General features: G+C 43.2%; 28 protein-coding genes. 21 read left to right on the top strand and 7 right to left on the bottom strand.

Annotation, left to right across the window (positions count from 1 at the left end; genetic code table 11):
* The first annotated feature begins 1 nt into the window (after position 1).
* Entirely contained in the window at positions 2 to 1,474 is a 1,473-nt protein-coding gene (locus DQQ10_RS08995; protein WP_112746515.1) for a hybrid sensor histidine kinase/response regulator, read from the top strand.
* 6 nt (positions 1,475 to 1,480) lie between these two features.
* Here the strand turns inward: DQQ10_RS08995 and DQQ10_RS27910 are convergent, their stop codons facing one another.
* The 4 genes from DQQ10_RS27910 to DQQ10_RS08980 form a co-directional block, all read right to left on the bottom strand.
* Positions 1,481 to 1,651: a hypothetical protein gene (locus DQQ10_RS27910; protein WP_165823863.1), complete on the bottom strand. Its 171-nt coding sequence runs from the start codon at positions 1,649 to 1,651 to the stop codon at positions 1,481 to 1,483.
* A gap of 139 nt (positions 1,652 to 1,790) precedes the next feature.
* Positions 1,791 to 2,183, bottom strand: coding sequence for a hypothetical protein (locus DQQ10_RS08990; RefSeq protein ID WP_112746514.1), 393 nt, complete (start codon positions 2,181 to 2,183; stop codon positions 1,791 to 1,793).
* Entirely contained in the window at positions 2,176 to 2,538 is a 363-nt protein-coding gene (locus DQQ10_RS08985; RefSeq protein WP_112746513.1) for a phage holin family protein, read from the bottom strand. The genes DQQ10_RS08990 and DQQ10_RS08985 overlap by 8 nt, the downstream gene beginning before the upstream one ends.
* Before the next feature lie 52 nt (positions 2,539 to 2,590).
* A complete protein-coding gene (locus tag DQQ10_RS08980) occupies positions 2,591 to 2,860 on the bottom strand; it encodes a YtxH domain-containing protein (protein WP_112746512.1) in 270 nt (89 codons plus the stop codon).
* 139 nt (positions 2,861 to 2,999) lie between these two features.
* On the opposite strand from DQQ10_RS08980, the gene DQQ10_RS08975 reads away from it, so the two are divergent.
* From DQQ10_RS08975 to DQQ10_RS08930, 10 genes are all read left to right on the top strand, one after another.
* The gene (locus DQQ10_RS08975; protein WP_112746511.1) at positions 3,000 to 3,335 is read left to right on the top strand and encodes a response regulator; all 336 of its coding nucleotides are present in this window, start codon (positions 3,000 to 3,002) and stop codon (positions 3,333 to 3,335) included.
* A gap of 154 nt (positions 3,336 to 3,489) precedes the next feature.
* The gene (locus DQQ10_RS08970) at positions 3,490 to 4,242 is read left to right on the top strand and encodes an MlaE family ABC transporter permease (protein WP_112746510.1); all 753 of its coding nucleotides are present in this window, start codon (positions 3,490 to 3,492) and stop codon (positions 4,240 to 4,242) included.
* Positions 4,239 to 5,027 (top strand): ABC transporter ATP-binding protein, encoded by a 789-nt coding sequence (locus DQQ10_RS08965; protein WP_112746509.1) that lies wholly within the window; start codon positions 4,239 to 4,241, stop codon positions 5,025 to 5,027. Before DQQ10_RS08970 ends, DQQ10_RS08965 begins: the two co-directional genes overlap by 4 nt.
* Before the next feature lie 10 nt (positions 5,028 to 5,037).
* Positions 5,038 to 6,048 carry an MlaD family protein gene (locus DQQ10_RS08960; protein WP_112746508.1) on the top strand — a complete coding sequence of 337 codons (1,011 nt, stop codon included), beginning with the start codon at positions 5,038 to 5,040 and terminating at the stop codon, positions 6,046 to 6,048.
* A 75-nt stretch (positions 6,049 to 6,123) separates the two neighbouring features.
* The gene (locus DQQ10_RS08955; RefSeq protein WP_112746507.1) at positions 6,124 to 6,270 is read left to right on the top strand and encodes a lmo0937 family membrane protein; all 147 of its coding nucleotides are present in this window, start codon (positions 6,124 to 6,126) and stop codon (positions 6,268 to 6,270) included.
* A 77-nt stretch (positions 6,271 to 6,347) separates the two neighbouring features.
* Positions 6,348 to 6,830, top strand: a complete 483-nt coding sequence (locus tag DQQ10_RS08950) for a PA2169 family four-helix-bundle protein (RefSeq protein ID WP_112746506.1) — start codon at positions 6,348 to 6,350, stop codon at positions 6,828 to 6,830.
* A 30-nt stretch (positions 6,831 to 6,860) separates the two neighbouring features.
* Complete coding sequence (locus DQQ10_RS08945) at positions 6,861 to 7,445, top strand: DUF4142 domain-containing protein (protein WP_112746505.1); 585 nt, start codon at positions 6,861 to 6,863, stop codon at positions 7,443 to 7,445.
* Between the two features lie 36 nt (positions 7,446 to 7,481).
* The gene (locus DQQ10_RS08940; protein ID WP_112746504.1) at positions 7,482 to 7,769 is read left to right on the top strand and encodes a YtxH domain-containing protein; all 288 of its coding nucleotides are present in this window, start codon (positions 7,482 to 7,484) and stop codon (positions 7,767 to 7,769) included.
* 11 nt (positions 7,770 to 7,780) lie between these two features.
* A complete protein-coding gene (locus DQQ10_RS08935; RefSeq protein WP_112746503.1) occupies positions 7,781 to 8,035 on the top strand; it encodes a hypothetical protein in 255 nt (84 codons plus the stop codon).
* A 184-nt stretch (positions 8,036 to 8,219) separates the two neighbouring features.
* Positions 8,220 to 8,720, top strand: coding sequence for a low affinity iron permease family protein (locus tag DQQ10_RS08930; RefSeq protein ID WP_112746502.1), 501 nt, complete (start codon positions 8,220 to 8,222; stop codon positions 8,718 to 8,720).
* A 52-nt stretch (positions 8,721 to 8,772) separates the two neighbouring features.
* Here the strand turns inward: DQQ10_RS08930 and DQQ10_RS08925 are convergent, their stop codons facing one another.
* A complete protein-coding gene (locus DQQ10_RS08925) occupies positions 8,773 to 9,138 on the bottom strand; it encodes a hypothetical protein (RefSeq protein ID WP_112746501.1) in 366 nt (121 codons plus the stop codon).
* A gap of 230 nt (positions 9,139 to 9,368) precedes the next feature.
* Between DQQ10_RS08925 and DQQ10_RS08920 the strand changes: the two genes are divergently transcribed.
* From DQQ10_RS08920 to DQQ10_RS08910, 3 genes are all read left to right on the top strand, one after another.
* Positions 9,369 to 9,599, top strand: coding sequence for a hypothetical protein (locus tag DQQ10_RS08920; protein WP_112746500.1), 231 nt, complete (start codon positions 9,369 to 9,371; stop codon positions 9,597 to 9,599).
* A gap of 67 nt (positions 9,600 to 9,666) precedes the next feature.
* Entirely contained in the window at positions 9,667 to 10,212 is a 546-nt protein-coding gene (locus tag DQQ10_RS08915; RefSeq protein WP_112746499.1) for a DNA polymerase ligase N-terminal domain-containing protein, read from the top strand.
* A gap of 20 nt (positions 10,213 to 10,232) precedes the next feature.
* Positions 10,233 to 11,822: an FAD-dependent oxidoreductase gene (locus DQQ10_RS08910; RefSeq protein ID WP_112746498.1), complete on the top strand. Its 1,590-nt coding sequence runs from the start codon at positions 10,233 to 10,235 to the stop codon at positions 11,820 to 11,822.
* Positions 11,823 to 11,840: 18 nt separating this feature from the next.
* On the opposite strand, the gene DQQ10_RS08905 is transcribed toward DQQ10_RS08910, so the two are convergent.
* A complete protein-coding gene (locus DQQ10_RS08905) occupies positions 11,841 to 12,626 on the bottom strand; it encodes an HAD-IIA family hydrolase (RefSeq protein WP_112746497.1) in 786 nt (261 codons plus the stop codon).
* Between the two features lie 100 nt (positions 12,627 to 12,726).
* Entirely contained in the window at positions 12,727 to 13,752 is a 1,026-nt protein-coding gene (locus DQQ10_RS08900) for a LacI family DNA-binding transcriptional regulator (protein WP_112746645.1), read from the bottom strand.
* Positions 13,753 to 13,938: 186 nt separating this feature from the next.
* Here DQQ10_RS08900 and DQQ10_RS08895 point away from each other — a divergent pair, with 186 nt between their 5' ends.
* The 7 genes from DQQ10_RS08895 (at position 13,939) to DQQ10_RS08865 (ending at position 22,224) form a co-directional block, all read left to right on the top strand.
* Positions 13,939 to 14,556: an RNA polymerase sigma factor gene (locus DQQ10_RS08895; protein WP_112746496.1), complete on the top strand. Its 618-nt coding sequence runs from the start codon at positions 13,939 to 13,941 to the stop codon at positions 14,554 to 14,556.
* A gap of 92 nt (positions 14,557 to 14,648) precedes the next feature.
* Positions 14,649 to 15,737, top strand: coding sequence for a FecR family protein (locus DQQ10_RS08890; protein ID WP_165823862.1), 1,089 nt, complete (start codon positions 14,649 to 14,651; stop codon positions 15,735 to 15,737).
* A gap of 248 nt (positions 15,738 to 15,985) precedes the next feature.
* Complete coding sequence (gene galK / locus DQQ10_RS08885; RefSeq protein WP_245970337.1) at positions 15,986 to 17,170, top strand: galactokinase; 1,185 nt, start codon at positions 15,986 to 15,988, stop codon at positions 17,168 to 17,170.
* Between the two features lie 10 nt (positions 17,171 to 17,180).
* On the top strand, positions 17,181 to 18,215 hold the full coding sequence (gene galE / locus DQQ10_RS08880; protein ID WP_112746493.1) for a UDP-glucose 4-epimerase GalE: 1,035 nt from the start codon (positions 17,181 to 17,183) through the stop codon (positions 18,213 to 18,215).
* Positions 18,216 to 18,237: 22 nt separating this feature from the next.
* Positions 18,238 to 19,311, top strand: coding sequence for an aldose epimerase family protein (locus DQQ10_RS08875; RefSeq protein WP_221409702.1), 1,074 nt, complete (start codon positions 18,238 to 18,240; stop codon positions 19,309 to 19,311).
* Between the two features lie 198 nt (positions 19,312 to 19,509).
* Positions 19,510 to 21,195 carry a sodium/sugar symporter gene (locus tag DQQ10_RS08870; protein ID WP_112746492.1) on the top strand — a complete coding sequence of 562 codons (1,686 nt, stop codon included), beginning with the start codon at positions 19,510 to 19,512 and terminating at the stop codon, positions 21,193 to 21,195.
* A gap of 63 nt (positions 21,196 to 21,258) precedes the next feature.
* Positions 21,259 to 22,224: a helix-turn-helix transcriptional regulator gene (locus tag DQQ10_RS08865; protein WP_112746491.1), complete on the top strand. Its 966-nt coding sequence runs from the start codon at positions 21,259 to 21,261 to the stop codon at positions 22,222 to 22,224.
* Positions 22,225 to 22,295: the final 71 nt, after the last annotated feature.

Raw genomic sequence — 22,295 nt, 5'->3', positions numbered from 1 at the left:
TATGCCAACTTCGACGCAGCCGGTTCGCGTTCTCGTTATCGATGACGATGAAGACGATTTCTTTATCATCAGTGATTACATTAAATCAATTGCGCTTGGAAATTTTGTACTTGAATGGTGCTACAATTATCAGGACGCTGTCGTAACGCTAGGCAAACGTGTTCATGACATCTATTTCGTTGATTATCGTTTGGGTATTAAGACGGGCTTGGATTTGTTGAGAGATGCCATGGCGATGAAATGCGATGCGCCCATTATTCTTTTGACCGGTAAGGGTAATCCGGAGGTTGATCGCGAAGCAATGCGTATCGGTGCAATGGATTATCTGGTGAAATCGGAACTCAATACGGAGAAGCTAGAGCGTTGTATTCGATATTCATTGGGTAGATCGGCCACGATGAAAGCCATGCGTGAAAGTGAACGCAAATACCGCAGCATTTTCGAGAGTTCGAAAGATGCCGTGTTTATTACTGATGAAGCACTACGCTTCAAAGATATGAATGCTGCAACCTCGGAAATTCTTAGCTATACCAAAGAAGAATTACTGACGTTCACGCTGTTCGACCTCATTGATGGTGATGATCTGAAAAATAGAATCTACACACGACTTGTGGAAGAGGGCGAAGTTGTGGATTTGGAAATCGTTGTGTTGGACAATCAACACGAAAAGAAGATTTGTATTCTTTCCGCTTCGCGGCAGGTAGATAATGACGGTGACGTTACTTTTCAAGGACTAATCCACGACATCACAAATTTAAAGCGCGCAGAAAAAGCGGCTATGTATGCAGAGAAACTCGCCGCAGCAGGACGACTCGTGAGAATGTTAGCGCATGAGGTGAGAAATCCGCTTAATAATATCCAGATGTCTGTGGAACATCTTGACTCCACAAATATTCCTGAAGACGACAAGGTGTTTTATGACATTATCAAACGCAATGTAAAGCGCATTGATGATATCATCGCTGAGCTATTGGATTCATACAGACCAACAGAGAAGTCGTTTAAAGCGAATGATTTGAAGCAGGTTCTTGCTCAAGCCGTTCAGATTGCGCAGGATCGCATTACACTCAAAGGTATTTCTATTGAAGAGCAGTACGGGGAGAAGGTATTCATTATGCCTGTGGATGAAGAGAAGTTGAAGATTGCTTTTTTGAATATTTTGGTGAATGCAACAGAGGCCATTCAATCAACGGACGGTCGGATTTCGGTGTTGCTCGATGAACGTGAAGGAGACTTCGTGGTAGAAATAACGGACAATGGTGGCGGTATCCCGCCGGAGATTCTGTCGAAACTGTTCGAGCCCTATTTTACCTCTAAGCGCAACGGAATGGGCTTAGGACTCGCGACGACGTTAAACATTATTCAGTCGCACAAAGGTACTGTAGATGTGAAGTCGAAAGTGAACGTGGGAACTACCTTTACGATACGATTCCCGCAAACTGCCACTGTCGACGCATTCAGCGAAGATGACTAGTGCTGTTTACTGCCAATAGTCTATACGTTGATAAGCGCGGATACGTCTTCTTGGGCGTAAAGCTCCGCTATCCGGTGCGGTAGTGTTATTGGTGTCGCGTTTCCCCTCAGCTAAAGGAGTTTGCTCATCTTTTGCCCCACGTCCATTTTTCTCTTGATGATTGAACTCTTTTTCCATACCTATTTTTCATTCTTTCTCTGTATGGTATTTTAAAAGCGAATGCCACGCTGCATGGGTGTTTGTTGGCTTCGTTTGTGGAAGTGGTGCCACACGCTGGCCCTCTTTACTACTAACGCTCTACAGTTGGCTACGCATCCTATTTGCGAGCCGTCTCTGTAAGCTTATTCCCAAATTTGCGTAACGCGGGCGCGGCAGAATCCACGGCCTTATCTACATAGTGTGATGTATAGTTTTTGACTAGACGAGGAAGAAGATTTTGAAGTAAAAATCCGGACTTCGGAAATAATTTCTTCGCAATCCAGTCGATAGTCATGTTTGTACCTACTTTCGCAACTACATGTTTCTGTTCTTCTGGTGCAATCATTTTACCGATCACTTTTGCCACCTTGATAACAGGTTTCACCTCCTCTTTCAACGCCTGGAGATCTTCTCGAATTTTCTCACGCTTCACAAGAAGTAATTCTTTTAAGCGAGCCTCTTCTGCTTTAAGGTCGTCGTGATTGGTGATCGCGCGTATAGTATTATCCATAAGTTTTTTTGATAATAGAGTTTCTAATGAATGGTTGCACTACATTTTTTCTCAAACCAATGACGATCAACGCAAGTAGCGCATAAGCACCGGCAACAATAGCGAATCCTGCTACCATATTGTTTAGCGATTCACCGATCCAAAGGCCAAGTGCGATACCAAGAAATAAAAACATAAAAGTCATCAATACGATTACGGCCAGAGAAGCCATACTGATTGACGCAACGTTCGCCGCCTTGTCCGTGATCTGCAGAACTTTTAGTTGATAATACGTTTCTAGATAGTCGCCAATATCTTCGGTGAGATCCTCGGCTTTATCCTTCAGGTTTGCTTTATCGTTGAGATTATTTTCCATAACAGCTAAAAAAGGGCAGGAGTAACCTGCCCGTGATACATTTGATTAAGACTTAAGAGAAACTCTCTTGAACGTTTCTAACGCGTTGCTTCGCGTCGTTCTTCAATCCTTCAGCTTCTTCCGAAACAACGTCACTCGCGTCTGCAAGTTGTTGTTTTCCACTTTGCAAAACATTCGCAGCATCAATAGCAAGTTTACCAATTGACTCTACGAGTTTTTTTCTTGTGTCACTTCCTTTTTCAGGTGCAATGAGCAGTCCTACTACGGTGCCTGCAGCTGCTGCGCCCAGGACGCCGAGTATAAATTTACCGGTTGAATTCATAGCTATATCTTTTTGTTAAAGCAGTACGGTAAAAATGTGTGCCGCGAACAGCAATATGCTCATGGATGTATCGTGAGTATTTTTGTCTACACGAACAAGGGCTTTACTTTTTCTTATTCGATGATGAACTAAAAATGTTATGGCCCGTAAAGTAGTAATCATCGACGATGAACAAGATTTGTGTCTACTCATAAAATCGTTTTTGCTTCAACGCGATCTTCTTGTGTTCACAGCACATTCGCTTGTTGACGGTTTGAAAATGATCAGGGATATTGTTCCAGATATTCTTATTATGGATAACAACCTCCCAGATGGATCGGGATGGGATAATCTGAATCTTGTTCGAGGCATCATTCCAAATTGTAAAATTATTTTGATCAGCGCTTTTAATGCGAAGTTTCCGTCGCTGGTCAAAGACGTTTCCATTCTCGAAAAACCAGTGAGTCTTTTGAAGCTTCAAACGTACATCGCATAGACTGTAGAAACACGTCCACATTCGACACGTGTGGCTGCTCTTTCGAATGCTCGATTGCTCTATGTTAAGTGAATTCCTGTACGGTAGGTTGTGATTTATGAAATGGCATTCGTTTTTCTTCTACCTCTTTTGAAATCACATCAGTTGAACATCAATGAAGAAGTTTTTAATTCAGTTGGCAGCGATCTCGCGATTCGTAGGTGATACCATTAGATATGTGTTTAAAGGCCCTTTCGAATTTCGAGAACTCACTCGGCAGTGTTACCTGATCGGTTACAGATCGTTTTTTTTGATCGGCTTTACATCGTTTATCGCCGGCATTGTTTTCACGCGTCAATCACGTCCATCATTAGCATCATTTGGTGCAGAGTCGTGGTTGCCCTCGCTCGTGTCGCAAGCCGTCGTGAGATCTTTAGGACCGCTGATCACGGCGTTGATTTGCGCAGGTAAGTTGGGGTCTAACATTGGTGCTGAACTTGGAAGCATGCGTGTATCGGAACAGATCGATGCGATGGAAGTTTCCGGAACACGACCCTTCTCATATCTCGTTGTTACACGTGTAATTGCTGCTACCATGATGCTTCCCATTCTCGTAATGTATGCAGATACGATTGCATTACTTGGCTCGTACATGATGGTGAACATGATCAATAAGTCGAGCTTTCAGTTATTCGTAAATGAGGTTGCTGTATCGGTCACCTATCTCGATATATTTTCGTCTCTAGTGAAGTCTGCCATCTTTGGATTTGCCATCGGTATCGTCGGCTGTTATGCAGGCTATAATACATCAGGTGGAACCACCGGTGTCGGTAGAGCGGCAAACACAGCGGTCGTAGTATCCATGGTATTCATTTTCGTAATCGATCTCGTGAGCCTTCAATTCATCAATCTATTCAGAACGACATGAACGCAATTGTTGAACATAGCCAAACCAAAAAACGCGTTGCAGCCGACAACGGACGTGAATCTGTCGTCACCATACGCGATCTTGAAAAGTCGTTTGGCGATCGCGACATTCTAAAGAAAGTCAATCTGGATTTATTCAAAGGAGAAAACTTAGTTATCATCGGTAAGTCGGGAACAGGGAAGTCGGTACTTATCAAATGTATGGTTGGCCTTATCAAGCCCGATGCAGGACATATCAATATTCTCGGGTATGATGTACCGTATCTCAATGAAGCGGAGTTAAATGAGCTGCGTCTTCAAGTGGGTTTTTCTTTTCAAGGGAGCGCCCTCTATGACTCAATGACGGTGCGTGAGAATTTAGAATTTCCTTTGAAGAGAAATATGAAATTGTTTGATCGGAATAAGTTGAATGATTTGATAATCGAAGCGCTCGAAGACGTGGGCCTGGCGCACGCCGTTGATCAGTTCCCATCTGAACTTTCAGGTGGAATGAAAAAAAGAATCGGTATAGCCCGAACGCTGATCCTTAAACCAAAGATCATGCTTTACGATGAACCAACGGCGGGGCTTGATCCGATAACGTCACGCGAAATTAATGAACTCATCAACAGCGTACGGGAAAAGTATCATACTTCCTCGATAATCATTACACATGATCTTACTTGTGCAAAGCAAACTGGAGACAGACTGGTTGCACTATTTAATGGACAAATTCAAGTAGAGGGATCGTTTAAGGAAATGAGCCAGGTAGATGATCCTGAAATAAAAGCGTTTTTTAATTATTAAGAATACTTTGATGAAAACAGAAGATGCAAAACAAAATATTAAGCTGGGCCTGTTCGTGCTGATCGGACTCGTCTTATTTCTACTGACGGTGTTTTTTATTGGCAGTGAAAATAATGTATTCAGCAAAACATTCACCGTGCACGCCATATTTAAAAATGTGGAAGGTCTGAAGAAAGGTGACAATGTGTGGTTGTCCGGTGTAAAAATTGGAACTGTACACGACGTGAAGATCGTGTCTGAAGGAAAGGTAATCGTTACGCTTTCTCTTAAGGACAAACAAAATGAGTTCATCAAAACGGATGCAACCGCATCAATTGGTTCCGACGGTCTGGTAGGTAATAAGATCGTTGTTATTCGGCCGGGCGTTGCGCAGAACATCTTGCAGGATGAAGATACACTTGGTGCCTTTTCACCTGCCGATACACAAGAGTTGATCAACATCGCAAAAGATGTGGGAGAAAATACACGTTCGTTAACGAATGATCTCAAAACCTTGTCGAAACGTATTGTGGATGGACAAGGAATAGTCGGCGAGTTAATGAAGGATGGCGAGATCGCACAGGAATTGCGAATGGCGGTTGATGGGTTTAAAGCAACATCGTTACACACCGCGCGAGCTTCGAACGAATTAGCGTCGATGGTTTACAAGCTTAATCATGGAGATGGTTTGGTGAACACACTCGCCTCTGATACAACACTGCCTGTTGTGTTTGATGAGACACTTAAGAATGTTAAGCAGGTTAGTCTTAACTCCGCAAAGATGTCGGAGAATTTGCAAGCGCTCATAGCCAAGATGAATAGCGGTGACAATGCGCTCGGGTTATTGTTAGCAGACTCTCTCTTCGCAAATCGTATGATGAATACGATGGAGAATGCGCAGTCGGCTTCAGCGAAGCTTGATGAGAATATGGAAGCATTAAAACACAATTTCCTGTTCAGAGGGTACTTCAGAAAAAAGGCTAAACAAGACAAAAAGAAAAAAGAGGAAGCGGAGCAATCTGCGTTGTCGAAAGCGGAATGAGCTGGCAAATGATTTTATGTGATAGATGAAAATTATTGTTACACATTTTAAATAACACAACTAAATAAAACGATTATGAGAAGCTTATTATATCTCATCGCAGTAATTCTAATCATTGGATGGCTGCTTGGAGTATTTTACTACAGTGCTACAGGACTTATTCATATCTTGATTGTCCTGGCTATCATTTCACTACTTGTTGGGATTATTCGCCGAGCCTGACGGTGAGGTGAAATGTCCCCAGTGGAAAAAGCTTAGTGGAATAAGTTTTTTAATAGCTACCGAAAAAATAAAGTGCTATGGAACAAGCGAAAGAGATAGAACGGGTAATTGGGGTTTTGAATGATCTTATCAAGATCAATCAAGACAGAATTTCAGGGTACGAAAAAGCTGCATCCGAAATTCAGGACACGATGGAAGCGGAAATTAAAAGCATGTACTTCCAACACTCGGAAGAGAGTAGGGGCTTTAAGGATAGCCTTACTGAATCTGTTACACGTTTGGGAGGAAGGCCTGCTGACAATAGTACGATCGCAGGAACAATCTACCGTGCTTGGATGGACGTGAAGGCCACGTTTTCTGGCGACGATACCGTAGCGTCATTGCAATCTTGCGAGTTTGGAGAAGATGCTGCCCTGAAGGCTTACCGCGAGGCACTCGATGAAAAATCTGCTATGCCCGCAGGTGTCCGCTCCCTGGTTGAGTCCCAATATGAATCATTAAAAGCATCACATAATCGTGTTAAACGATATCGTGACGAGTATGCTGCAGCTCACAAGTAGTGCAGCTAGGTTTAAAATATAATTAATCTTATGAGAAAGTTATTGTATGTAATTCCAGTTGTGGCGACGATGATGTTCGCTGCATGTGAAAATAAAAAAGATCAAAGTACAGAAGATTCGAACGAAGCTGCGACAGAAGCAAACGATGAAAAGTTTCAAACCAATGAAGCTGAAAAAGATGCTGACTTCATAGCCGAAGCTGTTGCTAGCAACATTGCTGAGATAGAACTTGCGCAACTTGGTGTTCAGCGTTCAGACAACGCCGACATTAAAGAGATTGGTAAGACCCTTGAAAATGAACACAACAAATTGCTCAAGAATCTTCAAGATCTAGCGGCGAAAAAAACGATTAGTATTCCAGCTGCTGGTGAAGACAATGATCGTAAAAAGATCGAGAATCTGAACAAGGAAGACGATATCAAGGACTTCAATAAAGAATGGTGCAAAGAACTTGTCGATAGACATGAAAGCACAATTGAAAAATTTGAGAAACGATTGCAAGACACGGCCGATCCGGATATCAAGGCTTTCATCAATGAATCATTGCCGGAACTAAGATCTCACTTGGCAAAAGTGAAAGCCTGCCATGAACGAATGGCCGACGCGAGTAAGTAACGTTCAATTTTTTTTAAACCCTTAAAACAAACAATTATGACTACTTCAAAATTATTATTAGGAATTCTAGGCGCAGCTGCAGCCGGTGTAATCGTAGGTATTCTTATCGCACCGGAAAAAGGTTCTGACCTACGCGAGAGCATTAAGAAAACTGCTGGCGATTGGGCTGATGATGTGAACGACTGGATGGGTAAAGGCAAAGAGTATTTGAGCGAGCTTAAAGGAAAAGTAAGTAGCCAAGCTGAAGATCTTCGTGAGGAAGGTGAAGATGCCGTAAACTCACTCAAAGGAAATCTCCGTAAGAGATCAAGTTATCAAGGTTAGTTTCATTTCTTATGGGAAAGTCTAAAGATCCAAAGTACGGTGCGCACAAGGTCACTAATACTGATGAACAAGAGGTTGTTGTAAATCAGTCTTCGACACAGGAAGGCGGATACGATGAACCATTGAATCAGCAAATAGAGAATAACAGCACCGCGGAGAAGGAAGGGCCTGCCCCGCAAAAATCTGCGCCGTCGAAGCGAGATCTTCAACGTCCTGGTTCGAAAGGCGAGCGGAAACGACCGTACCAAGAGGAAGAGACTGAATAAAGAAAATCCCTGCTACTGCAGTTGATTACTAGTTGGCTGAAATCTATTGCTAGTTTACAGGTTGTTCTTTCCTTCCGCTTTCCAGGAATTTTGACTTGGTCCCTGGAAAGGTTCTGAACTCGGAGAAGAAAAGGACGAGGGCTCTTCGGAGCCCTTTTTTATTTTCCATTATGTACCTTCGCGCATGAACAAAACAAATGACAACAAACGCAAGCGTAGAAGTAAGCAAGGCCTTAGCTTTTATTTCGATCGATTTTCTTCCACGGCTACCAAAGTCACAGGAAGTTCCTCAGCATTCATCATTGCATTTGCTGTAATTATTGTATGGGCCATTACAGGACCTTTATTCAACTATTCCGACACATGGCAACTCGTAATCAATACGTCAACAACCATCGTTACTTTTCTCATGGTCTTCATTATACAGCAATCTCAAAATAAAGATACGATGGCGCTGCAGTTGAAACTCAATGAGCTAATTGCTGCAACGAAGGGCGCTAGTAACAGGCTTATTGACATTGAAGATCTAACGGAAGAAGAGCTGCGTGTGATTAAGAAGTTTTATGTTAAGCTTGCGGCGCTGTCTCAACATGAGGCTAATTTACTGGTGACACATTCTATAGACGAGGCGAATGATAATCATCGAAGTAAAATCACTGCAAAAAAGAAAGACAAAAAAAAATGACCTCATGTTTTTGAGGCCATTTCTTGTAAACGTTTCTATTGCTTGTTATCGCTTAGCTTTCGTCGGAAAGATTTTCGCGATTTCCACGATTCTTTAAACTTAGATCTTCGAGATTTTCTTCACGTTGTTCGTTGCGAGACGTTTGTTCTGCGTTTCGATCAGTCCGTTGTGATAATTGTTCTCTGTTTTGAATTCCCTGATTTTCCTCACGACCACCTGCGCGAAGCTGATCACTATGTGCGCCCTGCTGTTTGTCCTGACGCTGCTGGCCCTGACCAGTCTGCTGCGACATGTTCTCACGTTGTTGATTTTGATCTTTGTTTGTAGGCTGTGTACCGGTTGTACGCTTATTCTCCTCAGACTGTTGACCTGGGCGTTGTGAGGATTGAGATGTGGGATTATTCTTTTGATTTTTCATAACACATATTGTTTGTTCTTGCTCAATAGGCTAAAAGGGCATGCCTTACTTGGTTGACTGTCTGTGCAAAAAGCCTCCATGCGTGTTAATCAATCGATTGAAACAAATGTACCCAAAATCTGTAGAGCAATATACTCACGCACCTGCGCACGATGTACTTCTCCGTCACATCTTCGCTCATGCATAGAAAAGGCATCGCTTTTTTATCTAAAAAGAAAAATTGAAATCATATGAGCACATCAAAATTGTTACTCTGTGTTCTTGGGGCTGCCGCTGCAGGACTAGTCGTTGGGAAGCTTTTGACATCCGGAAAAGTGGGCAACGTTGCGGATACACTTCGAGATGCAGCGGGCGATTTGTTTGGGAAAAATAATCAGGATGTCGATCGCGCTACAGGAGCAAATCTGCGGCAACGTGCTGAATTTGATCAAGCCAATACATCATCGCCTGGACATGCTTAATTGAATATTCCTTGTAAAGGATTCCAATAGGCGCAGGGAAATTTGCGTCTTCATTTAGATCAATGTTATGAATCTCTTAGGCTACAAGAAAAAAGCGCTCGTGAGTCGGCGCGCAAAAACAATCAGCGATAAAATTGCAAAGGATCATAAACCTATCTTCGTCGTTCAACGGCATGACGCCGCAATGCTACATTATGACTTACGGATTGAAATAGGAGGCGTCTTGAAATGCTGGGCAATACCAAAAGGTCCATCTTTAAACGCACATGAAAGACGTCTCGCGATAATGGTTGAAGACCAACCTGTTTCATATGCATCGTTTAAAGGAATAATTCCCGCAGGACATTATGAGTCTGGCAACGTGGAAATTTGGGATAAAGGAACTTTCGTTCCTGCTGGACTGACACTATCCGATAACAGAGACAAAGTGTTGCTAAAACAAATACGAGAAGGCAATCTGAAGATTGTTCTAGTTGGCAAGAAGCTCAAAGGAACGTTTAGACTCTTACGCATTCGCGAAAAAGGTGATAACCTTTGGCTTCTTATCAAGGGAAATGATTCCTTCGCTGTTGATTATCCATACGATAGCGAAGACTACAGGAGGAGTGCATAATATTTACTAAACGACGAAGTATGGAAAGTACTCAAGGAGAGGAGTCATCCCTTACGACAGTCTACCACGCATCATGTTGGGTGGATTCCGTCAAAACACTATTGTACGATGCCCTGCGCACAAATGCGTCTACTCAGGTCGTTGTAGTCGGCGCAGGTATTGCAGGATTATCCACGGCATATTGTCTTAGCAAAGCTGGTTACGACGTAATCGTCTTGGAAGATAAGAATGTAGGAAGCGGAGAGACAGGTCGCACAACAGCGCACCTTACCAATGCACTTGATGATCGCTATTTTGAAATCGAAAATCTTTTCGGGGAAGAAACAGCACGGCTAGTTGCAGATAGTCACACAACTGCGATTAAATTTATCGAAGACACTGTAACTGAAGAGAACATTGCCTGCGATTTCAAGCGTGTAAACGGATACTTGTTTCTACATCCGACAGACAAAATTAAAACATTGGAAGATGAACTTGCTGCGACGCGACGTGCTGGTATTGATACATCCCTCACGCGTGACACGCCATGTTTTCCTAAATACGGAGGACCTTGTCTGCGCTTTACAGGTCAGGCGCAATTTCATCCACTGAAATATATTGAAGGACTTGCGAAAGCGATTACGCGTTTTGGAGGAAAAATATTTACCAGTACACACGTCACAAGGATTGTAAAGGAAGGTGTGGAAGCGAATGGATTTTTTGTGAAGGCTGATCACGTTGTTGTCGCGACGAACACGCCGATTAATGATATGGTAACCATGCATACCAAGCAGTTTGCATATCGGACCTATGTGATTGCTGCAAGGATTCCAAAAGATGTGTTGCCACATTCGTTGTGGTGGGATACAGGAGATCAACAATCACCTTGGCAAACAAAACCCTACCATTACATTCGTACGCAGCCTTTCGATAACGACTACGATTTACTGATATGCGGTGGTGAAGATCACAAAACAGGCCAAGCAGCGAAGGAAAATATTCCTGAAGAAGATCGCTACACAATACTTGAGTACTGGGCGCGTGAACGATTCCCATTTATTCACTCCATTGCATATCGATGGTCAGGACAAGTTATGGAGCCGTTAGACTTTCTTGGATTCATTGGTAAAAATCCAAATGATGAAAATATTTACATCGTAACCGGTGATTCAGGCAATGGAATGACACACGGAACGATTGCCGGTATGTTAATCAGTGATTTGATCAAGGGAAAACATAACCGATGGCAAAAAATTTACGACCCTGCGCGGGTTAATCTAAGAAAGACAGGTGATTACCTGAAAGAGGTTGGAAGTATGGCCGCGCAATACTTAGACTATTTGCTGCCGGGTGATATTACATCGATACAAGATCTTCGTCCAAATGATGGAGCGATTGTAAGGTCGGGCGTAAAAAAACTTGCCGTCTACAAGGATGTACAAGGACGTATACATGCGTTCTCTGCCACATGCCCACACTTGGGTTGCAATGTGCGTTGGAATAAAGATGAGCAGTCTTTCGATTGCCCTTGCCATGGATCGCGATTCTCAGCGATGGGAAAAGTAATCAATGGTCCCGCGCTTGAAGACCTAAAACCGGTAGAGGTGCCGTTGGCAGAACTACTGAAATAACCAACGGCATCGCTTGAGTTACTTTGCACTTTCCCACCAAGGTAAAGGAAGCTTGATGTCGTTAATTGAATTGACGATCAAATCGGGTTTAAATGCATACTTTTTAAATTCCTCCGGCTTCGTAATACCACTGAGTACTAAAATCGTTTTATATCCCATCTGCACGCCGCCCTGTATGTCAGTATCCATCGTGTCGCCTATAATGGTGGTCTCTGCAGTTTCAAGTCCAAGGGCTTTTCGTGCGGAGCGCATCATCACAGGTCCAGGTTTGCCAATCACAAAAGCCCTAACCCCAGAAGCTTCTTCAATCATCGCTGTAGTCGCTGCTATGCCCAAATTGTTCCATCCTTTTTTCTTAGGCGATGGGTCGCGATTCGTCGTGATGAATTTTGCACCCGCGAGAATCATATCAACAGCACGTTGAACCATTTCGAGCGTGAAATTTCTTCCTTCTCCAAGCACAACATACTCGGGATCGGTATCTACCAGTGTAATGCCATTGTCATGAAGACTTGTAAGCAAACCTCCTTCGCCTAACACGAAGGCCGTTCCATTAGGTATTTGGGTCGCGAGGAATTTTCCCGTTGCCATCGCACTTGTATAAACATGCTTTTCTGTGACTTCAATGCCAAGCTTCTTCAACTTGCGAACAACTTCCAACGGTGTGCGTTGACTATTATTCGTCATGAACATGAATGGAACATCGTTTTTCAGGAGGCGGCCAATGAATTGATCTGCGCCGGGAATGAGTGTATCGCCGCCATAGATAACGCCATCCATGTCGATTAACAGTCCTTGTGCCATAAGGTGTAAATTGTTAAGGGTCTAAAATCAAGAAGCAAATAACGAAGTGAAGATGAAGAAACAAAGAGTGCGCGCTTGTGCGAGCGATAAAACGAGAACGTTATTTTTTTAACGCGCGTGTGGATTCACGAACGATCAATTCCGTGTGGAGGACTTTTGTAACAGGAACAAAACCTTCTTTATTGTTGATTTGTTGCATCAGCAATTTTGCCGCTTCTTGCCCTATGGTGTACGATGGTTGTGCTACCGTTGTTAATGCTGGGTGCATAAATTGAGAAACCGGTTCGTCAGTGAAACCAACCAATGAAATTTCATCCGGCACGGCAACATGCGCTTGACGCAGCACTTGTAATACGGCAATTGCTATCGGATCGTTCATCGCAAAAATTGCATCAGGCCTGTCTTTGCGATCGAGAAGTGAACGCGTCGCTTCCCCAACATCCGCACGAAGATCCTTACAATGCAAGATCAATGATTCATCAATCGGTAAATTGTGTTTTCGGAGCGCATCCATATAGCCATTCATGCGTTCGTTGCTCACATATAAATTGTCCGGACCGCCCACGTAGGCAATCTTAGTACAACCCGTGTGAATAAGATGTTCCACCGCCTTAAAAGCACCAGCGCGATCATCCACCACAACTTTCGAAACATCAAGCGAATTGTCGATGCGATCGAATAGTACAATCGGAATTTTTTTCTCAATCAACTGCTGCAAGTGATCGACATTTTTCGTTTGTGTCGAGAGTGATATCAGCAAGCCATCCACACGATTTGATACCAACATGTGAATGTTAGATTTCTCCATGCGCAATGTCTCCATCGATTGGCAGATCATAATGCTATACTGATGTTTCGCGGTATACTCTTGAATAGCACCGATCGCGGACGAGAAAAAATGCATGGCAATCTCTGGCACAACAACACCAATCGTATTCGTTTTTTTGATGCGAAGACTTTGTGCCACACGATTGGGCTCATAATTGAGTTTTTTTGCCAATTCACGGACCGCCTTTTTTGTTTCAGGATTGACGTCAGGTGCATTGCGAAGTGCACGCGACACGGTTGAAATTGAAATATTCAACTTTAACGCAAGGTCACGGATGGTTGCCTGGGAGTTCTTCATGGATGGAACTAACAATAATACGAGGACCGTGGCGATTATCAAAAAACAATCGTTTCCGAAAATATTATTGCGTTTATAATCAGCCATTTGTCGTCGCTAACGATGGCATTTATTATTTTTTTAGAATTTTATTCTGCGTTCTTGCTGATTTTTGCCTAATTCGTATTGATAATCCGACCTGAAGCCATGGCAAACACTCTTCATCATCAATCGCAGGCCCATGCTCATAGCACTTTTATGTTTAAGCATGGAACACCGCAAGCGGATATGGAGCGAGCTGTTTGGGCCGAATTCAGAAGCAGTAATCGAAAAGCCCTGGATTATCTCTACGAAAAATATGTTCGTCTGCTGTATGTGTACGGCGGAAAGATTTCGCGCAATCATGCGATGGTTGAGGATTGCATTCACGATTTATTTGTAGAACTCTGGAATAAAAGAAAGATTCTCGGCGATACTGAAAACGTTAAATTTTATCTCTTTAAAACACTTCGCAAAAAAATCGTTAGTAAGATCTCTACAGCAGCTGCCGAAGCACCTATTGTACGTGAAGCTGAAGTAGATTTTCCCATTGAATTTAACATCATCCAAGAACAACTGGTCAGTGAACGTCAAACCCAAATGAGACGAGCATTGGCTTCCCTTTCTGAAAGCCAACGCGAGGCAATCTATCTGAAGTTCTATGAGAAGCTTCCGTATCAACAAATTGCTAACGTAATGGACCTCGATTTGAAATCTGCTTATAAAGTAATCGGAAAGGCTATCGATACGCTACGCAAGGCGGTTCACAATATCTATCACATCTAGGCATTTTTTTGCCGACATCATCTTCGAAATTTTTTCATAGAAATGTGTAAAATCTTCGTGGCATTGGCTTTACTTGTATGCCCACTGAACCCATGAAGTACACGGACTACTCTGCCGACGACCTTATTAAGGATGAATTCTTCCAGCAATGGGTTTTTTCACCCACGGAGGAGAGTAATCGCTTTTGGCTAGATTTTCTTCAGAACTATCCAGACCATCGTGAGAAAGTAGATGAGGCCCGACAATTCCTTTCTTTTTTTCATGTTAAAGAGAACGATGTATTTGAGGCGCGTGTCGGAAACCTGAAGAAGCGCATCAACCATTCCGTTGACGATCCTAAGCCGATTGAAGATCCGCTCCCGAAACAACCCCAGGCTAATCCCGTAGCGCCGAAGGTATCTAAGATAAAAACATCGCGACTTGTTATTCTGGCAACCGTATTTCTTGCAGGTGTACTCGCCATTATTTATGCTTTTCTTCCTGATCATACTTCATCGCCAGCCCCGATGCATACTTCATCCGAGGAAGTTGTGTTCGCACGAAAGGGGAAGCGGAATGTGGTAGCGCTCCCCGACGGAACAAAAGTGTGGCTCAATGCAGAAAGTCAATTAATTTACCCGAAGAACATTGACAGTTTAACATCCAGAATTGTTACGCTTAGTGGAGAAGCTTTTTTTCAGGTGAGTGAGAATTTACAGAGGCCGTTCGTGGTACGTGTCGGCGATGTTACCATCACGGGCTACGCTGCATCATTTGATGTGAAAGCACATCCTTCGACAAAAACAATAGAAGCATTTGTGCTAGCAGGCCGCGTGCGAATAGAACACAAGGATCATCCGTTGATCAAAACGACGATCTCACCCGAACAAAGCGCAACACTGGATCTGTTGACCAATAGCCTGTCCGTTGACAATAACGTAAATGCTGAGCTATCATCGGCTTGGCGGGTTGGTGTTTTATACTTCCGCGAACAACCCTTCTCTCAAATCCTCATCTCACTCGAACGGTGGTATGATGTGAACATACAGTTGGAAGATTCTACATCGTACACTTGCCATTTTACCGGCGAGCTTAACAATAAAACACTTCGCGAGACGCTCGACTTATTTGTGAAGGACAAACCCGCCAGCTACCTCGTTAATGGTAGTGACGTTGTCATCAAGGGAAAACTCTGTCCCTAACGCATTTATCCTAATGATATTAATACTGATCACACCGCGGCATGTTTTGGTGTGATAAAATGGCAACGTTCCCGGAACCGTTATTTCATAAGCGCTTGATTGCGTGTATTTTGATTGTGATCAACTATCGCGTTCTTCGTAGCTCATTTACCAATTTTGGGTTAAATGGATTGGTTATTAGAGCCGGGGTCTGGAAAGGTGTTCTGGTCCCCGGTTTTACTTTCTACTACTTTAAAAATTTACTAGACGTGGACTTTATAGCACAAGATGTCATCAGCAAATTCGACGCCCTATATGCTGAAGAGCCGTTGATCATTCGCGCACCTGGGCGGATTAATTTGATCGGCGAACACACTGACTACAACGATGGATTTGTAATGCCTGCGGCAATCGACAAAGAAATTGTGTTTGCAATCGCTCCGTCACCAGATGAAACCTCGTCTATTTATTCGCTTTCTTACAGTGAATTCTTTTATCCAAATCTTAAAGAGCCAGCACCCGTAACGGCACCGAAGTGGGCAAATTACCTACTCGGGGTTATGCGTCAGTTGGTGGACAATGGTCATACATTGAAACCATTCCGCTGCGTATTCGGTGGAAATATTCCTGCTGGTTCCGGATTGTCGTCATCGGCGGCGCTCGAGACAGGGTTTGCGTTCGCATTAAACGAACTCAACAAGCTGAATATCCCTACTCAGAAAATGATCCACATGGCGCAATGGGCCGAGCATAACTATGTCGGTGTGAAGTGTGGTATCATGGATCAATTCGCGAGTATGATGGGCGCTGATAACAAAGTGATTCTGCTCGATTGCCGTTCTTTGGAATACAAATATTCACCCTTAAAGCTTGATAACTACAGCATTGTGCTTTGTAACACGGGTGTGAAACACTCGCTGGTGGATTCTGAGTACAACACGCGACGTGCAGAATGCGAACAAGGTGTTGCAATACTGCAACGTCATTATCCAGAAGTGAAAAGCCTGCGGGATGTAACGCCAGAGATGGTAGACAAGCACAAATCGGAGATGCCCGGCAAAGTTTATCAGCGTTGTTTCTACGTTACGAGTGAAATCAAACGTGTGCAAGCCGCCGCGTTTGATTTAACAAACGATGATCTTGAAGCATTTGGACGAAAAATGTATGAAACTCACGAAGGACTGTCATCGCTCTATGAGGTGAGCTGTCCTGAGCTAGACTTTTTGGTCGGCCAAGCGAAGAATGCCCAAATTTTGGGATCCCGCATGATGGGCGGTGGCTTCGGTGGATGCACGATCAATATAGTTCCTAATCAACAGGTAGAATCTTTTATTTCATCCGCGACTGCAGCCTATAAGAAAGCCTTTAATCTTGATTTGATTGCCTATATTGTGCACGTAAAATCAGGAACCGGTTTATTAAAAAAATCGGAGAAGTCTGCTGTAGGAAGCTAAATCGTATCGGATGAAAAAAATTTTGGTAACAGGGGGAACTGGCTACATTGGTTCTCACACTGTTGTGGAACTTATCAATGAAGGATTTGAAGTTTTAATTATTGACGATCTCTCAAATTCCCAGCGCGACGTGCTGGATGGAATAGAAAAAATTACCGGCGTAAGACCAGCGTTTTTCGATTTCGACCTGTGTGATCAGCAAAAGCTAGATCAGTTTTTTCAGACAAACCCAGGGATTAACGGAATCATTCATTTCGCGGCAAGTAAAGCGGTAGGAGAGTCGGTTCTGAAACCACTGCTCTATTACCGAAACAATGTTTCTGCATTGGTTTTGTTACTTGAGAAGATGAAACAGTACAGCGTCGCAGAAATTGTATTTTCATCGTCTTGTACGGTATATGGTCAGCCCGATAAACTTCCGGTAACGGAACAATCACCCTTCAAGCCTGCAGAGTCGCCGTATGGAAATACGAAACAAATAGGTGAAGAAATTCTTCGCGATACCTGCAAGGCAGAAAAAGATATTCACGCAATTGCATTACGCTATTTCAATCCGGTGGGAGCCCATCCTTCTGCTTTGATTGGTGAACTTCCCTTAGGTGTTCCGGCGAACTTAATTCCATTTATTACACAAACTGCCGCGGGAATTCGATCTGAACTTAAGGTGTTTGGCAATGATTACAACACAGTAGATGGTTCTGCTGTAAGAGATTATATTCACATCAATGACTTAGCGAGAGCACACGTGGTAGCGGTGAAAAGGATGTTGAACAAACAGCAAAAAGGCAACTACGAATACTTTAACATCGGTACCGGAAAAGGCCTCTCGGTGTTAGAAATTATCAAAGCCTTCGAACGCGTCAATAATTTGAAGCTCAACTATAAAATCGTAGAACGTCGTGCGGGCGATGTGGAGCAAGTCTATGCCGACACGACTTTTGCTAATCAAGAACTCGGTTGGAAAGCAACAGAAACAATCGACGAAATGATGCGCTCTGCTTGGACATGGCAACAATATCTGATGAGCCGGGAAAGTAAAAAATAAACCGTTATCGCTAATCTAAATCATGACCACGAACCCAGTAACTGCAACCATCACGAAGAAGACCTTCGGTAAAATGTCGGATGGTCGAGAAGTCTTCCAATACACGTTGTCGAACAAAAATAACATCAGCGTCGGCGTCATTAACTATGGTGGTATTATTACCAGTATTGTCGTACCCGATAGGAACGGAAAATTTGAAGACATTGCATTGGGGTTTGATACACTCGAAGATTATAAAGCTTACAGCCCATACTTCGGCGCGATCATTGGTCGTTATGGGAATAGGATTGGCAACGGTCGGTTTACGATCGACGGAACGGAGTATCACGTTGCGCAGAACAACAACGGTCAGCATCTTCATGGTGGGTTGAAAGGATTTGATAAAGTATATTGGACCATCGAACCGTTTGATAGCGATGAAGGCGCGGCATTAAAACTGACGTATCTTTCACCTGATGGTGAAGAAGGCTATCCCGGAAATCTGTCTGTCGAAGTAATCTATCTTCTCACTGACGGTAACGAATTTAAGATTTTAATATCCGCGACGACCGACAAAAAAACAATTGTGAACCTAACCACGCACAGTTACTTCAATTTGTTAGGAAATGCGAAACGTGATATTCTTGATCACCAAATTCAACTGTTCGCGGACCAATTTGTACCCGTTTCAAGCACGTTGATTCCGACAGGAAAATTAGAGTCTGTTGGCAACACACCTTTCGATTTTAGAACTCCACATACAATTGGCGAAGGTATTGATAGTACTCATGAACAGGTTCAGCTAGGATTGGGTTACGACCACACCTGGGTAACCGGCGACGTGGGCGTGAAAAAGAAAATCGCGGTGGCCTATGAGCCAACTACTGGACGTGAACTCACGGTATACTCCACGGAACCAGGTGTTCAGTTTTACACGGGCAATTTCCTGAATGGGGCGAAGGGTAAAAACGGCGTTGTGTACCCAAAGCGTTATGGATTCTGTTTGGAGCCGCAGCATTTTCCTGATTCTCCCAATAAAGCAGACTTCCCAACGGTAATATTAAAGCCTGGAGAGCGTTTCCACACAGAAACCGTGTACAAGTTCTCGACACGGTAGACAACTTAACGCTTTTCCGGAAGCTTGATTTTTTGGGTTTGAAAAGGAATTTGAACCTAATAGTCAAAAAGACAATAATTAAGTTGGATGTTTCCCGGAAAGCATCCATTTTTATCGATTGAATAGAATAGAAACGCATATTATAAAAGGAACCTAACAAGTATTTGCCTTCCATAAACCTTACAAACCAATAAACCAATGCAATCATTAGATGTGAAAGACTACATAGTCTTTCTAATTTACTTCGTCATCGTGGCCGGTTATGGCTACTGGATTTATCATCGCAAGAAAAAAGCAACAGCAGATTCGAAAGACTTCTTCCTCGCAGAGGGATCACTCACGTGGTGGGCGATTGGCGCATCGTTGATTGCATCAAACATTTCGGCCGAACAATTCATCGGTATGTCTGGATCTGGGTTCAAGATGGGCCTCGCGATTTCAACATACGAGTGGATGGCGGCGGCTACTCTTATCGTTGTGGCTGTGTTCTTCATACCGGTTTACTTGAAAAACAAGATCTACACGATGCCACAATTCTTGAATCAACGCTACAACGGAACAGTAGCGATGATCATGGCTGTATTTTGGCTATTGCTCTACATCGTTGTAAACTTGATGTCGATCCTTTATCTCGGCGCGCTTGCCATCAGCGGCATCACTGGCTTCGATATTTACTTGTGCATTTTCGCGCTTGCAATTTTTGCAATCTTTATCACCCTCGGTGGTATGAAGGTGATTGGTTACACAGATGTTATCCAGGTGTTCTTCCTGGTACTTGGTGGGCTTGTGGCGACTTGGATCGCCCTGAACTTAGTTGCTGAAGAAGCTGGTCAAGTTGGTGTGATCAACGGTTTCAAATTATTGACGACCGAAGCAAATGATCACTTCCATATGATCTTCAAGCCGAGCGATAAAAATTATATCGACTTACCAGGTCTTACGGTGTTGATCGGCGGTATGTGGATTACAAACTTAAACTATTGGGGATGTAACCAATATATCACTCAGCGTGCTTTAGGTGCGGATCTTAACACGGCACGAAACGGAATTCTTTTCGCAGCGTTCTTAAAACTGTTGATGCCGGTAATCGTTGTGCTTCCTGGTATCGCCGCATATGTGCTTCACTCTAAAGGATATTTTGCACAAGAGATGCTAGATTCAAAAGGTGTGCTTGACGTCAACAAAGCATATCCTTCATTACTTAACCTTCTTCCTGTTGGATTGAAAGGACTTGCATTTGCCGCATTAACGGCAGCGATTGTAGCATCGCTTGCAGGAAAAGCAAACAGTATCGCCACAATCTTTACATTGGATATTTACAAAAAAGCGATCAATAAAGATGCCTCTGAAAGCAAGCTGGTATGGCTAGGAAAAGCTTCGGTTATTGTATCGATGATTCTTGCGGTCATTCTCTCATTGCTTGTTGGTGAAAAATTGATGGGTGAGGGCAAACAAGGATTCCAGTACATTCAAGAATACACTGGGTTTGTTTCTCCTGGTATTTTTGCCATGTTTATTCTTGGTTTCTTCTGGAAACGAACAACCTCAAACGCGGCGCTCTTTGCTACGATTGCAGGTTTTGCATTCTCATTGGTGCTGAAAGTGCTTCCGCAGTTTGCAGACTTGTCATCACTTGCACCATACGGTTTCGCAGTATTAAATGGCGATGGCCTTTGGGAAATTCCATTCCTAGATCGCATGGGCTTTGTATTTATTTTCTGCGTGATCGGTATGAGTATTATTACCAATATTGAAAATAGACGTGGTGTTAAAACCAATGGACTTGAAGTTGATACGAGCATGTTTAAAATGTCGCCAGGCTTTGCTGCAGGATCATTGATTGTCCTGGGTATTCTTGCCGCGCTTTACACTATTTTCTGGTAGCAGAACGGAGAATTTAAAACTAAAGCCACAGTAAAATTGCTGTGGCTTTTTTATTTTTAACCTATGAACCGCATCGACCGTCTCACGGCCATTTTAATTCAATTGCAAACCAAGCGTGTTGTCAAAGCAGAAGAAATTTCTGAGCGTTTCGGCATTAGCTTGCGCACTGTTTATCGCGATGTAAAAGCATTGATGGAAGGCGGTGTGCCGATCGGATCAGAAGCAGGGAAAGGATATTTTATGGTTGATGGTTACAACCTTCCGCCTGTGATGTTTACGGATGAAGAAGCAAGTGCATTGCTTACGGCCGGAAAACTTGTTGAAAAAATGACTGATCATTCTGTGCGAAAAGCATATGAGTCAGCGCTCATGAAAATTAAGTCGGTTCTTCACGATGCTGAAAAAGATCATTTAGAAAGTTTGCAATCTGCGATGGAAGTACGATACGTGCCACCAGAGGGTAAACAAGAATTTCCCAATCACTTTCTCACTACGATTCAGCGCGCCTTAACGCAGAAGGAATCGTTGATGATGGAATACATCTCTACGTACGAAAAGGAATTTACACGACGCGAGATCGAACCCATCGGCATGGTATACTATCGATCGGGTTGGCATCTAATAGCATGGTGTAAATTAAGAAATGGTTATCGCGATTTTAGAGCAGATCAAATTAAAACCTTAGTGACTACGGGGAGTAAGTTTGATGGACGAAACTTGTTGTCATTACAAGAGTACTTTCAATCATTTTTACAAGCACATCAAGACGTCGAAAAAGTGGTGGTCACGTTCGACAAAGAGTTCATTCGGAAACGACCTGTGTATGGACAAGTTTCAGAACAAGATCTGGGTGATAAAATTCAGATGACATTTCTCTCAGGATATCTCAGTTATATGGCGCAATGGTTGCTGATGTATGGAACGCATGTTGAAATTCAACAACCAGAGAAGTTAAAAGAGATTATGGCAGGTCTCATCGAAGAGCTCCATACGCACTATACAAAGCAATCTGTGCTAACGGCTATCTGATCGATCGCCTCCCCACTTGTTATTTTTTTGTGGTGTCAATTCCACACCTCATGATTATACCCTCGTTCACG

The sequence above is a fragment of the Pseudochryseolinea flava genome, from assembly GCF_003286915.1.
GTDB lineage: Bacteria > Bacteroidota > Bacteroidia > Cytophagales > Cyclobacteriaceae > Ohtaekwangia > Ohtaekwangia flava.
Note: the sequence above shows the minus strand (reverse complement) of the source record. Positions and strands in the feature narration are given on the sequence as shown.

What these genes read in the sequence shown, in the direction of transcription:
- DQQ10_RS08995 (WP_112746515.1), top strand. Translation starts at nt 2, where the DNA reads ATGCCAACTTCGACGCAGCCGGTTCGCGTTCTCGTTATCGATGACGAT.
- DQQ10_RS27910 (WP_165823863.1), bottom strand. Translation starts at nt 1,651, where the DNA reads ATGGAAAAAGAGTTCAATCATCAAGAGAAAAATGGACGTGGGGCAAAA.
- DQQ10_RS08990 (WP_112746514.1), bottom strand. Translation starts at nt 2,183, where the DNA reads ATGGATAATACTATACGCGCGATCACCAATCACGACGACCTTAAAGCA.
- DQQ10_RS08985 (WP_112746513.1), bottom strand. Translation starts at nt 2,538, where the DNA reads ATGGAAAATAATCTCAACGATAAAGCAAACCTGAAGGATAAAGCCGAG.
- DQQ10_RS08980 (WP_112746512.1), bottom strand. Translation starts at nt 2,860, where the DNA reads ATGAATTCAACCGGTAAATTTATACTCGGCGTCCTGGGCGCAGCAGCT.
- DQQ10_RS08975 (WP_112746511.1), top strand. Translation starts at nt 3,000, where the DNA reads ATGGCCCGTAAAGTAGTAATCATCGACGATGAACAAGATTTGTGTCTA.
- DQQ10_RS08970 (WP_112746510.1), top strand. Translation starts at nt 3,490, where the DNA reads ATGAAGAAGTTTTTAATTCAGTTGGCAGCGATCTCGCGATTCGTAGGT.
- DQQ10_RS08965 (WP_112746509.1), top strand. Translation starts at nt 4,239, where the DNA reads ATGAACGCAATTGTTGAACATAGCCAAACCAAAAAACGCGTTGCAGCC.
- DQQ10_RS08960 (WP_112746508.1), top strand. Translation starts at nt 5,038, where the DNA reads ATGAAAACAGAAGATGCAAAACAAAATATTAAGCTGGGCCTGTTCGTG.
- DQQ10_RS08955 (WP_112746507.1), top strand. Translation starts at nt 6,124, where the DNA reads ATGAGAAGCTTATTATATCTCATCGCAGTAATTCTAATCATTGGATGG.
- DQQ10_RS08950 (WP_112746506.1), top strand. Translation starts at nt 6,348, where the DNA reads ATGGAACAAGCGAAAGAGATAGAACGGGTAATTGGGGTTTTGAATGAT.
- DQQ10_RS08945 (WP_112746505.1), top strand. Translation starts at nt 6,861, where the DNA reads ATGAGAAAGTTATTGTATGTAATTCCAGTTGTGGCGACGATGATGTTC.
- DQQ10_RS08940 (WP_112746504.1), top strand. Translation starts at nt 7,482, where the DNA reads ATGACTACTTCAAAATTATTATTAGGAATTCTAGGCGCAGCTGCAGCC.
- DQQ10_RS08935 (WP_112746503.1), top strand. Translation starts at nt 7,781, where the DNA reads ATGGGAAAGTCTAAAGATCCAAAGTACGGTGCGCACAAGGTCACTAAT.
- DQQ10_RS08930 (WP_112746502.1), top strand. Translation starts at nt 8,220, where the DNA reads ATGAACAAAACAAATGACAACAAACGCAAGCGTAGAAGTAAGCAAGGC.
- DQQ10_RS08925 (WP_112746501.1), bottom strand. Translation starts at nt 9,138, where the DNA reads ATGAAAAATCAAAAGAATAATCCCACATCTCAATCCTCACAACGCCCA.
- DQQ10_RS08920 (WP_112746500.1), top strand. Translation starts at nt 9,369, where the DNA reads ATGAGCACATCAAAATTGTTACTCTGTGTTCTTGGGGCTGCCGCTGCA.
- DQQ10_RS08915 (WP_112746499.1), top strand. Translation starts at nt 9,667, where the DNA reads ATGAATCTCTTAGGCTACAAGAAAAAAGCGCTCGTGAGTCGGCGCGCA.
- DQQ10_RS08910 (WP_112746498.1), top strand. Translation starts at nt 10,233, where the DNA reads ATGGAAAGTACTCAAGGAGAGGAGTCATCCCTTACGACAGTCTACCAC.
- DQQ10_RS08905 (WP_112746497.1), bottom strand. Translation starts at nt 12,626, where the DNA reads ATGGCACAAGGACTGTTAATCGACATGGATGGCGTTATCTATGGCGGC.
- DQQ10_RS08900 (WP_112746645.1), bottom strand. Translation starts at nt 13,752, where the DNA reads ATGAAGAACTCCCAGGCAACCATCCGTGACCTTGCGTTAAAGTTGAAT.
- DQQ10_RS08895 (WP_112746496.1), top strand. Translation starts at nt 13,939, where the DNA reads ATGGCAAACACTCTTCATCATCAATCGCAGGCCCATGCTCATAGCACT.
- DQQ10_RS08890 (WP_165823862.1), top strand. Translation starts at nt 14,649, where the DNA reads ATGAAGTACACGGACTACTCTGCCGACGACCTTATTAAGGATGAATTC.
- galE (WP_112746493.1), top strand. Translation starts at nt 17,181, where the DNA reads ATGAAAAAAATTTTGGTAACAGGGGGAACTGGCTACATTGGTTCTCAC.
- DQQ10_RS08875 (WP_221409702.1), top strand. Translation starts at nt 18,238, where the DNA reads ATGACCACGAACCCAGTAACTGCAACCATCACGAAGAAGACCTTCGGT.
- DQQ10_RS08870 (WP_112746492.1), top strand. Translation starts at nt 19,510, where the DNA reads ATGCAATCATTAGATGTGAAAGACTACATAGTCTTTCTAATTTACTTC.
- DQQ10_RS08865 (WP_112746491.1), top strand. Translation starts at nt 21,259, where the DNA reads ATGAACCGCATCGACCGTCTCACGGCCATTTTAATTCAATTGCAAACC.